Source organism: Kitasatospora sp. NPDC057595 (assembly GCF_042800875.1).
Classification (GTDB): Bacteria; Actinomycetota; Actinomycetes; order Streptomycetales; family Streptomycetaceae; genus Kitasatospora.
On sequence record NZ_JBHVGL010000003.1, the window covers coordinates 426131 to 438980 of the forward strand.

General features: G+C 74.1%; 10 protein-coding genes. 4 read left to right on the forward strand and 6 right to left on the reverse strand.

The window, feature by feature from the left end; all coding sequences use genetic code 11:
- The first annotated feature begins 7 nt into the window (after positions 1-7).
- Positions 8-1411, forward strand: coding sequence for a DUF6519 domain-containing protein (locus tag ACFU9E_RS08025; protein WP_380679694.1), 1404 nt, complete (start codon positions 8-10; stop codon positions 1409-1411).
- A gap of 167 nt (positions 1412-1578) precedes the next feature.
- Here ACFU9E_RS08025 and ACFU9E_RS08030 read toward each other — a convergent pair whose 3' ends face one another.
- The 6 genes from ACFU9E_RS08030 to ACFU9E_RS08055 all read right to left on the reverse strand — a co-directional run bounded on the left by ACFU9E_RS08030 (position 1579) and on the right by ACFU9E_RS08055 (position 9043).
- Positions 1579-3027 carry a sulfatase-like hydrolase/transferase gene (locus ACFU9E_RS08030; protein WP_380679697.1) on the reverse strand — a complete coding sequence of 483 codons (1449 nt, stop codon included), beginning with the start codon at positions 3025-3027 and terminating at the stop codon, positions 1579-1581.
- Positions 3024-4433, reverse strand: coding sequence for an MFS transporter (locus tag ACFU9E_RS08035; protein ID WP_380679700.1), 1410 nt, complete (start codon positions 4431-4433; stop codon positions 3024-3026). The genes ACFU9E_RS08030 and ACFU9E_RS08035 overlap by 4 nt, the downstream gene beginning before the upstream one ends.
- A 26-nt stretch (positions 4434-4459) precedes the next feature.
- Complete coding sequence (locus tag ACFU9E_RS08040) at positions 4460-6034, reverse strand: sulfatase (protein WP_380679703.1); 1575 nt, start codon at positions 6032-6034, stop codon at positions 4460-4462.
- 126 nt (positions 6035-6160) lie between these two features.
- Positions 6161-6727 (reverse strand): PadR family transcriptional regulator, encoded by a 567-nt coding sequence (locus ACFU9E_RS08045; protein ID WP_380679706.1) that lies wholly within the window; start codon positions 6725-6727, stop codon positions 6161-6163.
- Positions 6728-6810: 83 nt separating this feature from the next.
- Positions 6811-7770 (reverse strand): formylglycine-generating enzyme family protein, encoded by a 960-nt coding sequence (locus ACFU9E_RS08050; protein ID WP_380679709.1) that lies wholly within the window; start codon positions 7768-7770, stop codon positions 6811-6813.
- Positions 7771-7867: 97 nt separating this feature from the next.
- Positions 7868-9043 carry an FAD-dependent oxidoreductase gene (locus ACFU9E_RS08055; RefSeq protein ID WP_380679712.1) on the reverse strand — a complete coding sequence of 392 codons (1176 nt, stop codon included), beginning with the start codon at positions 9041-9043 and terminating at the stop codon, positions 7868-7870.
- A 140-nt stretch (positions 9044-9183) separates the two neighbouring features.
- Here ACFU9E_RS08055 and shc point away from each other — a divergent pair, with 140 nt between their 5' ends.
- The 3 genes from shc to ACFU9E_RS08070 all read left to right on the forward strand — a co-directional run bounded on the left by shc (position 9184) and on the right by ACFU9E_RS08070 (position 12849).
- Positions 9184-11043: a squalene--hopene cyclase gene (gene shc, locus ACFU9E_RS08060; protein WP_380679714.1), complete on the forward strand. Its 1860-nt coding sequence runs from the start codon at positions 9184-9186 to the stop codon at positions 11041-11043.
- Between the two features lie 160 nt (positions 11044-11203).
- Positions 11204-11944, forward strand: a complete 741-nt coding sequence (locus tag ACFU9E_RS08065; RefSeq protein ID WP_380679717.1) for a methyltransferase domain-containing protein — start codon at positions 11204-11206, stop codon at positions 11942-11944.
- On the forward strand, positions 11941-12849 hold the full coding sequence (locus ACFU9E_RS08070; protein ID WP_380679720.1) for a prenyltransferase: 909 nt from the start codon (positions 11941-11943) through the stop codon (positions 12847-12849). The genes ACFU9E_RS08065 and ACFU9E_RS08070 overlap by 4 nt, the downstream gene beginning before the upstream one ends.
- The last annotated feature ends 1 nt before the right edge of the window (position 12850 follow it).

Sequence of the window (12850 nt, forward strand, 5' to 3'; positions counted from 1 at the left end):
GGAAACCGTGCACGCAGACTTCTCGCGCCTGACCTTCCGGCCCGGCAGGCACTACTCCGCGGTGCTGACCCAGCAGGGCCGGGTCCAGCTGGACGCCGATGCCAACGAGCAGGCCGCGATCGAGCAGTACCAGCTGCGCACGCTCGCCGCCGACCTGATCGGCCGCCACGGCGGACCGGCCACGGCGGCCGGGTTCGCGATCGTCCATCTGCCGGGCAGCCACGACCTGGACGACCTCGCCATCGGCGGCGGCCGCTACTACGTGGACGGCGTCCTGTGCGAGGCCGACCGGCCCGAGCCCGACCCCGCGGTGCCCGACGAGGGTGACCCGGGCGGCGGTGAGGCGGATGTCCGGCAGGCGCCCGCCGGTTGGACGTACTGGGACCAGCCGGACGCCTACCGGGACCAGGAGCGGCCCGGCGACCGGCTGCCCGGCGCATTCCCGTTCCTGGTCTACCTGAAGGTCTGGGAGCGCAGCGTCACGGCCGTCGAGGACCCGGAGATCCGCGAGGTCGCGCTCGGTGCGGCGATGCCCGACACGGCGGCCCGGGCCAAGGTCGTCTGGCAGGTACTCGCCCTGCCGGCCTCGGAGTTGGGAGCAACGGACGACGGGGAGTCCCGGGTGCGGGAGGCCTTCGACACGTGGGCCGAGGCACGGGAGCGGCCCGCCGCCCGGCTGGCCGCGCGCGCCCGGCGGCCGGAGCGGGCGAGCGAGGACCCGTGCCTGGCCCACCCCGAAGCGGGCTACCGGGGCCCGGAGAACCAGCTGTACCGGGTGGAGGTCCACCGCGGCGGCTCGGCCGGGGGCGGGGCCACGTTCAAGTGGTCCCGGGAGAACGGCTCGGTCGTCCTGCCGATCGTCTCGATCGAGGGCGTCTGGGTCGATCTCACCACGCTGGGCGACGACGACCGGCTCGGCCTCTCGGTCGGCGACCTGGTCGAGGTCACGGACAGCGCGTACGTCAGCCGGGAGGAGCCGGCGGACCTGCTGCAGGTGGAGGAGACCGACCTGCCGGGGCGCCGGGTGCGGCTGTCCGCCGAACCGGTACCGGAGGTCGGGCGGCTGGCCGGGCGTCACCCCTTCCTGCGCCGCTGGGACCACCGGGCGCCGCGCGGCCGGGACGCCCTGCCGCCGGTCGGCGGTGCGCTGCGGATCCAGGAGGGGACCTGGCTCGACCTGGAGGACGGCGTCCAGGTGTACTTCCGGCCGTGCGGCGAGTACACCCGGGGCGACTACTGGCTGGTCCCGGCCCGGACCGCCACCGGTTCGGTGGAGTGGCCGCAGAACGCGGCCGGCGAGGCACTGCTCCGGCCCCCGGCCGGCGTGCGGGTCCACCACGCCCCGCTCGCCTGGGTGACCGGCCCGGCCACCGCGGTCGACCTCCGGCAGACCTTCGCGCCGCTCGCCTGAGCCCGCGGCCCGTGCCTTCTCCGCGGGGTCCGGCGATCCGGCCCGGTCCGCCACCTCGCCCCGCCGCCCACTCCGACGCCCTCACCGGCGGGTGAGGGCGTCGTCGGGCCCGCGCTGCGCTCCGCACCGTCGCGGGGCGCGGTGGGCTGCCCGCGGGGCGGACCGGGCTACCCGGCGACCGGGCTGCCGGGGGCGGGCAGGGCCACCTGCGGAAGGCGGGGGTCCGGCGTGGGCGGGATGACGTCGGCGGTCTCGACCATCCACCGCAGCACGGCGTCGCGCAGGCGCTGCTCGACCGCGGCGTGCTCGGCGAGGCCCGCCAGGTTGGCGCGCTCCTGCGGGTCGCTCGCGCGGTGGTACAGCTCCGCCGGCTCGTAGAGCCGCCAGACGTACGTCCACTCGCGGTCCCGGACGGCGACCGCCTTGCCCACCAGCGCGGGGTCCTCGTGCTGGAGGGCGCCCTTGAGGTCGTACGGGAAGCCCGGGCGCTCCATCTGGGGCTCCTCCTCGACGGTGAAGCCGCCCTCGGTGAAGGCGTACTCGCGGTGCGGGGCGGCCGGGTCGCGCAGCAGCGGCACCAGGCTGCGTCCGAAGTGGCGGTGCGGTGCCTCGACGCCGGCCAGCTCCAGCACGGTGGGCAGGACGTCGACCAGCTCCACCATGGCCTCGCTGACCTGCCCCCCGGCGAAGCCTCCGCCGCTGATGATCAGCGGGTCGCGGGTGATGCAGTCGTGCATCGCCGACGGCCACTTCTCGATCAGCCCGAAGTCGCCGAGGTACTCGCCGTGGTCGGCGAAGAACAGGGTCACGGTGTCGTCCGCGGCACCGGCGTCCGCGACCGCGCCCATCACCCGCCCGAGCTGGTCGTCCAGACGGGCGATCATCCCGTAGTAGGTGGCCACCACCTCGCGCCACTGCCCCGGGGTGACCTCGCCGGTGCCGTAGCGTTCGCGGACGGCCGCCATGTACCGCGGTTCGCCGGACGGGTCGCCGGGCGCGACGGGGTCGGGGAGGGCGTCGCGGTCGACCCGGGAGAACCAGGGCTCCTCGACCTGGAACGGGCAGTGCGGCGCCACCAGCGGGACGAACAGCACCCAGGGCTGCTCGGGCGGGTCCGCCAGCCACCGTTCGGCGGAGCGGATCGCGGCCTCGTCGGGATCGATCCGCCCGTCGTCCGGGACCACGCCCCGGTAGAACAGGCGGGACCAGACGCCGTCGGGGTACTCCCCTCCGTAGCCGACGGTGGGCATGACCGAGAAGCCGTACTCGTGGACGCTCGCCTCGGTGACGCCCGGGGCGAAGGTGTCGCCGCGGGCGCCCGCCCAGGTGACGTGGTAGCCGGCGTCCTTGAGGATGCGCAGCAGGTTCGGCTCGTGTTCCTTGAGCAGGTGGGTGAGGGTCCGGTGGCCGGCCGTGTGCGGGTACCAGCCGGTGAGCACGGAGGCCCGGCTGGGCGAGCAGACCGGGTGCTGGACGTACGCCTGGTGGAAGGTGGTGCCCCGGGCGGCGAGGGCGTCCAGGTGCGGGGTGCTGACGTACGGGTTGCCGAACGCGCCGATCGCGTCGGCCCGCAGTTGGTCGGGCATGAGGATCACGAAGTTGGGGCGGTGGGTCATGTGCGGTCCCTGGAGTCCTGAGGTTCCTGGTTCTGGTCCTGCGAGTCGTTCGGACGCGGCCGCTCGTCGAGGGCACGGCGGTCCAGTTCGGCCTGGACGGCGGCGACGTCCCGGGCGTAGGAGCGGTACAGCGGCGTGACGAGGAGCCCGTTCACGAGGAGGACGACCACCACCGTCCACAGGAAGGCGGCCTGCAGCCCGATGGCGTCCCCGAGGTGGCCGACGAGCAGGGTGATCACGGCCCAGCCGATGCCTTCGAGGCCGATGAAGAGGGTGAAGGCCGCCCCGCGCAGTTCCGGTGGCGTGATGGCCATGACGACCGGCCGGTTGACCGCCGGCTGGACGCCCTGCAGGACCCCCAGCACCGAGAAGAGGACGGCGTAGACCGAGAGCTGGGTCCAGGCGATCTGGGTGGCGAAGTAGGCGACGACGCCGTACCCCAGGAACGCGGCCTGCAGGACGGCGACGCGGCCGGAACGGGGGAAGCGGCGCTGCACCCGGTCCGCGACCAGTCCGCCGCCGAGGGTGCCGAGCAGGTACGACAGCGCGGCGGGGAAGACCACCAGCGAGGCCCGGGAGTTGTCGAACCCGCGGGCGTCCACCAGGAACACCACGCCGAAGGCGACCATCACGAACTGCGCGCTGAGCAGCCGTTGCAGGCACATCAGCGGGAAGCTGCGGATGCCCGCCAGCCGGCGCAGGCTCGCCCGGTCGAACGCCCGGGCCCGCGGCGCGCCCGGTCGGCCTCCCAGGGCGGCGAGTTGGGGCTCGGACGCGCCGACGCCCGGGTCCTCGAAGAACAGCAGGATGAGCACGCCGGCCAGCAGTTGCAGGCCGCCGAGGACGAAGAACCCGTACCGCCAGCCGTTGTCGAGCGGGGACAGGTGCCCGAGCACGGGGCCGAGGACGGCGGTGAACAGCGCGACGGTGCCGAAGAGGACACCGGCCGCCCGGCCCCGGGAGCGGTCGTCGAAGAGGTCGGCGAGGATGCCGTTGATCAGCGGGCCGCTGCCGGCGACCCCGGCGGCGGCGATCCCGAAGAGCAGCACGAGTTGCAGGTAGTTCTGGGCGAGTCCGGTGGCCGCGGTCCAGATGCCCCAGAGGCCGGAGCTGACGGCGAGCACGTACTTGCGGGGGAAGCGCTGCGCGAGGCTCACCCAGAGCGGTCCGAAGACCACCCCGGAGAGCTTCGCCAGGGCGACGAGCATGCTGAGGGCCGACAGCGGCAGGCCCAGGGCGTTGCGCATCGCGGGGAACAGGACCGAGACGGCGCCTTGTTCGCCGCTGTCGGTGCCCATGGCGACGCTGAGCAGGCCCAGTTGGCGCCAGCGGCGTGGTGTGCCCCGGCCGGCGACGGAGGGCGGGGTGGCCACCGCGGTCGGCGGCGGAGGGGACTTGGCGGTCATCGTGGACTCTCCCTTCGCGTCGCGGGTCAGACCGACCGGACGGACCGCTCGTCACGGGTCTGCAGCAGTGCCGCCCAGCGGGCCGCGAGTTCGGCGGTGCGGGGGCGGTCGGGGGCGTGCCAGGAGACCGGCACGTTCAGGGAGGCGAGGCGGGCTTCGAGGTCCTCGGCGAGGTGCGCGCGGCCGGTGTCGCGCAGGTGCCGGGCGTACCGCGCGGGGTCGTTGTAGTAGGTGGGCCCGGTCTGGAGGGTCGCCTGCATCGGGTCGGGCAGGCAGCCTGGGCGGCCGGCGTACTCGTGCCACCACTCGGCGAGGTGGGAGCGCATGACGGCGGCGAGTTCGGGCTCCTCGGCGAGCAGGTCGCGGGTGAGGTGGGGGTCCTCGGTGACGTGGAAGAGCTGTTCCCACTCGGCCCGGAAGGCCCCGGGGTGGTAGGTGCGGATGTAGAGGTGGTCGCGGGTGCGCACCGCGCGCTGGTAGGTGTGGGCGCCGTGGCCGAGGACCAGGTACGGGCGGGACTCGATGCTGCCGCCGCGCACCGCGGGGGCGAAGGAGGTGCCCTGCCAGCCGGCCGGGGTGGGCAGGCCGAGGAGGTCGCAGAGGGTGGGCGCGAGGTCGATGTTGTAGAGGAGCGCGTCGTTGCGCCGCGCCTCGGCGGGCAGCCGGTCGGTGACGCCGGGCCAGTACACGACCAGCGGCAGGCGGTGGGTCGGTTCGTTGGCCAGGCCGTGCTCCGCGTACGAGCCCTGCTCGCCGAAGGACTCGCCGTGGTCGGCGCTGACGATCACCGCGGTCTCCTCGGCGATGCCCAACTCCTCCAGGGTCGCCATGAGTTGGCCGAAGTGGTGGTCCCAGTAGTGGACCGCCCCGTCGTAGCCGTTGATCAGGTGCTCGAAGTCGGCGCGGGAGCGGACGGCGTCGGGCATGTTGTGCGGGACCGGGGAGGTGCCGTCGCCGGTCAGCGAGTAGTGCAGGTCGAGGGCGCTGCGCGGGCCGTAGACCTCGGCGTGGGCGGCGATGGTCTCCTCGTCGGGCCACTCCCGGACGGGCCCGGAGGCGGCCATCTTCTCGGTCCACTCGGCGGGTTGGGTGTAGTTGGTGTGCGGGTCCCAGTAGGTGAGGTGCAGGTACCAGTTCTCGTCGGCGGCGTGCCGGCGGATCCAGTCGGTGGCGGCGCGGTTGACGTCCTGGGCCTCCTCGTCGCCGAGGCGGGCGGTGGCGCGGACGGACTCGCGGAAGTTGGCGTGGAAGAAGTAGGCGCGGTGGCGTTCGGCGAACACCGAGACGGCGGCGGTGTAGTGGCCGCCGAAGCCGAGGACCTGGCCGAGCAGGGGGCGGTCGGGTTCGGGGCCGTGCCCGGAGTCGAGCCGGAACTGCGCGGCGGGCCCGAAGTGGCCGATCACGCCGTTGGTGATGCCGAACTGACCGCTCGTCAGTGCCGTCCGGGAGGGCAGACAGGGCGAGTCGGAGCAGTAGTAGCGCTCGAAGGTGACCGATTTCTCGGCGAGGGCCTGGAGGTGGGGGGTGGTGGGGCGGTGGTAGCCGTAGGGGGTGGTGTGGTCGGCGCGGAGGGTGTCCACGTCGACGTAGATGATGCGCATGAGGGTCTCCGGGGGGAGGAGTGGGGCAGGAGCGCACGCCGGTGCGGCCCGGCGGCGGGGGACGCGGGGCGACCGGTTGATCAGGGGGTGGGGGAAGTGCCGCGTGGGGGCGCGGCGGGCCGCGGATCAGCGGCCGAGCCGCGCCTCCAGGCGGGCCTTGGTGAGCTGGAGCCAGGCGATGTAGGAGGCTCCGTAGGCGTAGCCGTACTCATGGGCCATGGTGTGGATCTCACGGGCCCAGGCGGCGTCGAGTTCGGGGATCTCCGGGTCGTACCCGCCGCTGAGCGGCAGCGAGGCCGTCTCCGCGTGCTGTTCGAGGCGGAGCTCCAGTTCGGTGGTGACGATGTCCAGGGCGATCGCCGGGTCGAGCTGTCCGGCGAAGACGAAGCGCAGGGTGAAGTCGGGGTCCCTGGCGCGCGACGAGGGGACGAAGGGGGACTTCGCCCACTCCAGGAGCGCCGTGCGCCCGTCCTCCGTCAGCCGGTACACCTTGGCGTCCGGCCGGCCCTCGCGCGGATCGACCTCGAAGTCCACCCAGCCGCGCTCCACGAGCTTGGCCAGCCGCCGGTAGATGTGCGGGAGTTGGACGCCGTACCCGATGTAGCGGCCCGGCCCCTCCATCCAGCGACGCAGGTCGTAGCCGGACAGCCGGCGCAACGCCAGCCCCCCAAGAATCACATAGTCGAGCTGCATGGGCGGCACCTATGTTCTAAGGAACTTATGCCCCACAGATTCATCCACCGGTAGGCGGATGTCAAGACTCCGCTTCCGGCCCGCTACGCGTCCGCCGCGCAGCGGAAGCCCGCGTGCCCGCTGGAGCTGTCCGGGCTGTTGGCGGTGCGGGCGGCCACCCGGTAGCGGTTGCAGTAGGAGCGGTGGCACATGTGGGACCCGCCGCGGATGACCTTGTCGGTGCCGCCGGCGGGGCCGGTGGGGTCGACCGCCGGACGGTCGGCCGGGTGGTCGGTGGTCCACCAGTCGGCGCACCACTCCCAGACGTTGCCGGACACGTTGTACAGGCCGAAGCCGTTGGGCTCGAAGGCGTCGACGGGGGCGGTGCCGCGGAAGCCGTCGGCGGCGGTGTTGCGCACCGGGAAGGTGCCGCGCCAGATGTTGCAGCGGTACTCCCCCGCCGGGTCCAGCTCGTCGCCCCACGGGTAGCGCGCCTGCTCCAGGCCGCCGCGCGCCGCGTACTCCCACTCGGCCTCGGTGGGCAGCCGCTTGCCCGCCCAGGCCGCGTACGCCGCCGCGTCGTTCCAGGACACGTGCACCACCGGGTGGTCGCCGCGGTCCTCGACTCCGCTGCCCGGGCCCTCGGGCCGGTTCCACACGGCACCGGGCACCCCGCACCACCAGGGGGTGCGCTCGGGGCGCGGGGCGCCGCGGCGCAGCGCGGCGGGCAGGAAGGCCGCGAAGACGTAGGACCAGCCGATGCGCTCGGCCTCGGTGCGGTACCCGGTGTCGGCGACGAACGCGGCGAAGCGGTCGTTGCTGACGGCGTGGGTGTCGATCCGGAAGGGGCTCAGCCGTACCGGGCGCACGGGGCCCTCCCCGTCGGCGGGGAAGCCCTCCGCGTCCTCGGTGCCCATCAGGAACTCGCCGCCGGGCAGCAGCACCGTCCCGTCGGTGACGGGCACCCGGAGCGGCGAGGGCGCCGGGGCCGTCGGCGGGACCGGCGTCATCGCGCCGCCTCCGGACGGCATGCAGCAGCGGGCGGGCGCGGTGGGGTCGGTCATGCGCGGGTCCTCTTCGTGTCGGACTGGGCCTTGCGGCCCCGGATCTATGTTCTAACGTACATAGCTCCCCGATCCCGGCCAAGAGCGGCGGCCGCCCCTACCACCAGCGTCGGCGGCCCCGCAGGTAGTCGCTGGTGGCGTACAGCCAGCGCCCGTACGCCCGGGTCACCAGCGGGCCGGGCACCAGGCGGTCCCAGCGCGGCGGGTGGTAGCGGTAGGTGTACTCGGTGGCGGCCAGCCGGGCGATCGGGGAGACCCGCCGGGAGCGGACGTGCTCGTAGCGGCGCAGCGCCGCGGTGAGGTTTCCCGGCCGGTGGGCGAGCAGCCGGGCGAGCACCCAGGCGTCCTCCAGCGCCTGGTTGGCGCCCTGGGCGACGATGGGCGGCATCGTGTGGGCGGCGTCGCCGAGCAGGGTCGAGCGCTCGCCGCCCCAGATCGGGCGGACCCGGTGGGTGTGGTGCGGGAACATCTCGATCTCCGCTTCCCGGAGGCCCTCCAGTACCGCCGGCACCGGCGCGGCCCAGTGGGCGAAGCGCTCGCGCAGCAGCGGCAGGGCGGGCGCGCCGGCTGCGCCGGGCCCGCCGGGTCCGCCGGGCCCGCCGGGCCCGCCAGGGCGCCACGGGAAGCTGAACCACCACTGCAGGGTGTCCGGCCCGGCGGGCAGCAGTCCGCAGAAGCCGGCCCGTCCGTTGATCATGAGCCCGTGGTGCGGATCGGTGATCCGGGGGCGGAGGTCGATGAGGCCCTGCCAGGTCGCCCAGCCGGCCGGCTCGGTCGGGTCCTGGCCCCACAGGTGCCGCCGCACCGCGGAGTGGTGGCCGTCGGCCCCGATCAGCAGATCGCCCTCGGCGGTGTCGCCGTCCGCGAGGACGGCCTGGACGCCGGAGCCGCCCTCCTTGGCCCGCACGAACCGGCGCCCGTACTCGACGGTGCCCTCCGGCAGGCCGTCGGCGAGGCGGGCGAGCAGGTCGCGGCGCGGCGCGGTGATGCTGGGGTGGCCCAGCCGGCGGGCCGCGTGCGCGACGTCGATGGAGTAGAGGTGCTCCCCCGCGTCGGTCCGGTTGTCCAGCCGGTCGATCCGTGTGCCCAGCCCCTCGGTGGAGACCCCGAGCGCACGGAGGACGCCGACTCCGCCGCTCCAGACCGTGATCGCCGAGCCGGTGGTCCGGGGGCTCGGTGCCTGCTCCAGCACGGTCACCTGGTGCCCGGTCGCGAGCAATCCCCGGGCGAGTGCCAGACCACCGATTCCTGCGCCAATTACCAGTAACCGCATGGAAGATGATCCCCCAGTTGTGAATACATCGACGGGTGGGTTCAGTGCGGCCCGAATGCTTTTATAGTACGAACGAGAGCTCCCGAGTGTCACGCCCCACCCGCTACTGGCCACCAGTCCAGATACCGAGGGTTACTATCGTGCGCACTGATCTGAAAGTGGCCGTCTCCCGTGGGGTGGACCACCTGCTGTCGATCCAGGAACCGGACGGCTGGTGGTCCCGCTGTCCGGACGCGAATGTGATGGTCGACGCGGTCGACCTCTTCATCCGCGAACTGCTGGGGGTGCGCGACGAGCGCGTCCTCGCGGCCACCGCCCGCTGGATCCGCTCCCGCCAACTCCCCGACGCCGGCTGGGGCCTGTACCCGGGAGGCCCCGGCGACCTGTCCACCACCGTGGAGGCCTACCTCGCGCTGCGGCTGGCCGGGGACGCCCCCGAGGAACCGCACATGGCGGCCGCGGCCCGCTTCGTCCGCGCCCAGGGCGGCGCCGAACGCTGCCGCCTCGAAGCCCACCTGTGGCTGGCCCTGTTCGGCCAGGAGGACTGGCGGGCCGTGCCCACCGTACTCACCGAGGCGGTGCTGCTGCCGCCGCGCGCGCCGCTCTCGCTCTACCGGATGTCCACCTGGGCCCGGCTGACGATGGTGCCGCTCGGCCTGGTGCACCGCTCCCGGCCCCACCACGACCCCGGCTTCCGGACCGACGAACTGCGCACCGGCCACCCCGTCCCGCCCGCGCTGCCGCCGGCCCTGCGGGCCGTGGACCGCGCGGTCGGCTGGTACAACGCGCACGCGCTCGGCCTGCCGCGCGGCCGGGCCGTCGAGCGCGCCGTCCGCTGGATCACCGACCGTCAGGAGGCCGACGGCGCCTGGCTGGCCTGCAACGTGGCCTCGGTGTTCTGCCTGCTCGGCCTGCACGCCGCGGGCCTGGGCGCCGAGCACCCCGCGATCCGCGCCGGACTGCGCGGGCTGGACGGCTTCGCGGTCTGGGAGGAGGGTCCGGACGGCCCGGTCCGCCGGATGAACTGCATGCCCACCCCGGTCTGGGACACCGCCCTGTGCGTGACCGCGCTCACCGACGCCGGCCTGGACACCGACCATCCCGCCCTGCTGCGCGCCGCCCGCTGGCTCGCCGGACAGGAGGTCACCTCGCACGGCGACTGGGCCGTCGCCAGGCCCGGCCGGGCCGCCGGCGGCTGGTCGGTCGGCTTCGTCGAACAGGCATTCCCCGACTGCGACGACACCGCGGTGGTCGTCGACGCGCTCTCCCGGGTGACGGCCCCCGACCCGGCCGAGGCCGCCCGGCTGCGCGGCGCCGCCGTGCGCGGAACCTCCTGGCTGCTCGCCATGCAGTCCTCCGACGGCGGCTGGGCCGCCTACGACGCGGACAACACCTCGTGGGCCGTCTCCCGCCTCAGCACCCTCGACTTCACGGAACTCACCGACCGGCCCTGCCCGGACATCACCGCGCACGCCCTGGAGAGCCTGGCCCGCCAGGGCCTGGCGGCCGACCCGAGGATCCGGGCCGCCGCACACTGGCTGGCACGCCACCAGGACGCGGACGGCTCCTGGTTCGGCCGCTGGGGCGCCAACCACCTGTACGGCACGGGGGCGGCGGTCACCGCGCTGCTGAGCGCCGGCGTCCCGCCGCACAGCCGACCGGTGCGGCGCGCGGTCGACTGGCTGACGAACCATCAGAACACCGACGGCGGCTGGGGCGAGAGCCTGCGCTCGTACGACGACCCGGCCTGGCGCGGCCGTGGCCCCTCCACCCCCAGCCAGACATCCTGGGCGCTGCTCGCCCTGCACGCGGCCGGTCTGCCGTCCGACGACGAGCGGGTCGACCGGGGGCTGTCCTGGCTGGTCGCGGCGCAGCGGGAGGACGGCGGCTGGGACGAGGAGCCGTTCACCGGCACCGTCCTGCCGCGGCAGTTCTACATGAGCTACCCGATGTACCGCCACCTCTTCCCCGTCATGGCGCTCGGGCGCTACCAGCGCTGACCCGCGCCACTCCGAAGAATACCGGCGCCCCCCCGGACCACCGGCGCCGTCCTCGGCCTGCGCTTCCCCGGACCACCGGCGCAGCCCCCCCTGGACCGGCACTGCCCCGAACCCTCGGCAACCACCGGCGACCACTGGCGACCACCACGAACGGAGTTCCGTGAAGAAGCCCAGAGTCAAGGCCAACGACCTCACCCAGTACGACGACCTCGCCGACCAGTGGTGGGACCCGCGCGGCCCCTTCGCCGCGCTCGGCTGGATCGCGGCCAAGCGCGGCGAGCTCATCCCGCCCGCCGACCGGCCCGGCGCCCGCCTGGTCGACGTCGCCTGCGGCGGCGGTCTGCTCCACCCGTACCTGGCCGGCAAGGGTTACCGGCACATCGGCGTGGACCAGTCCGAGCGCTCGCTGGAGGTGGCCGCCGCCCACGGCGTCGACGAGACGGTCCTGGCCGACGTCGCCAAACTGCCGTTCGAGGACGACAGCGTGGACGTGGTGGTCGCCGGCCAGTGCCTGGAGCACGTCCCGGACCCGTACGCCGTGGTCGCCGAGTGCTGCCGGATCCTGCGCCCGGGCGGCACCCTGCTGCTCGACACCATCGCCGACACCTTCCTGGCCCGGATCCTCATCGTCACGCTGACCGAGAACCTCCCGCTGCCCGGGATGGCCCCCAAGGGCTGCCACGACCACCGGCTCTTCGTCAACCGGCTGCGCCTGGCCCAGACCGCCGCGCTCGGCGGGGTCGAACTGCGGCTGTACGGGCTCTGGCCGCAGGCCCGGGCGCTCATCCCCTGGTTCTTCAAGCTCCGGTCGACCGTCCCGATGTTCCCCACCCGCTCCACCAACGTGATGTTCCAGGCGATCGGCACCAAGCGCCTGCCGGCCTCGGGCGGCGCGCGGTGACGGTGGAGTCCGCGCCGGCGGCGTCCGCCCGGACCCGCCCGGGCGCGCGGTCCTGGCTGGTGGCCGCCGGCCCACCGCTGGTCCTGGTCATCGTGCTCCAGGGCCTCTACGCGGTGGCCGTCGCCCGCCAGGTCCATCCGCTGGAGCCCTGGCGGGTGGCGCTGACCCTGCTCGTACTGGTCCCGGACTGCGTCGGCCGGCGCTACGTCAACGACTACGAGGACTACGTGCGCGGCCTCGACAGGACGGACCGGGTCCGCCCCGAGAGCGCCCTCGCGCAGGGCCTGGACATGCGCCGGCTGCGGATGGCCGGGCTCGGCTGCTTCGCCGTCGCCTGGATCGGCCTGGCCGTGCTCGCCGCCACCACCTCCTGGTGGCTGCCGCCCCTGATCGCGCTCTGCTACCTCGCCTACTTCGGCTACGCGGGCGGCCCCCGGCCGCTGGGCCACCGGGCGCTGGGCGAACTGCTGGACTTCGTGGTGACCGGCTTCGGCGTCACCCTGATCCTGGCCTGGCTGAACGCGGGCCACGTCGACGCCACCCTGCTGCTCGCGGCCCTGGGCCCGGGGTTCCTGTTCGCGGCGCTGATGCTGCACAACAACGCCCGCGACACCGAGAAGGACGCGGCGGTCGGCAAGACGACCCTGCCGCACGTGGTCAGTCCGGCGGTGACCAAGCTGCTGTACGGCGGCTGCCTGGCCGGCTTCTACCTGGTCGTCGCCGCCGTGGCCGGGCGGCTGCACGCGGCGGGCGTGCTGCTGCCGCTGCTCACCCTGCCCTGGGCCGCCGCGCTGGCCGTCTCGGTCGCCCGGTCCCGGATCGGCCCGTCGATGATCTCCTGGGCCTGGCTGTACTACCTGATGATCGCCGACTTCGTCCTCTTCGCGATCGGAGCGTGGATCTGAG

What these genes read in the sequence shown, in the direction of transcription:
- ACFU9E_RS08030 (WP_380679697.1), bottom strand. Translation starts at nt 3,027, where the DNA reads ATGACCCACCGCCCCAACTTCGTGATCCTCATGCCCGACCAACTGCGG.
- ACFU9E_RS08035 (WP_380679700.1), bottom strand. Translation starts at nt 4,433, where the DNA reads ATGACCGCCAAGTCCCCTCCGCCGCCGACCGCGGTGGCCACCCCGCCC.
- ACFU9E_RS08040 (WP_380679703.1), bottom strand. Translation starts at nt 6,034, where the DNA reads ATGCGCATCATCTACGTCGACGTGGACACCCTCCGCGCCGACCACACC.
- ACFU9E_RS08045 (WP_380679706.1), bottom strand. Translation starts at nt 6,727, where the DNA reads ATGCAGCTCGACTATGTGATTCTTGGGGGGCTGGCGTTGCGCCGGCTG.
- ACFU9E_RS08050 (WP_380679709.1), bottom strand. Translation starts at nt 7,770, where the DNA reads ATGACCGACCCCACCGCGCCCGCCCGCTGCTGCATGCCGTCCGGAGGC.
- ACFU9E_RS08055 (WP_380679712.1), bottom strand. Translation starts at nt 9,043, where the DNA reads ATGCGGTTACTGGTAATTGGCGCAGGAATCGGTGGTCTGGCACTCGCC.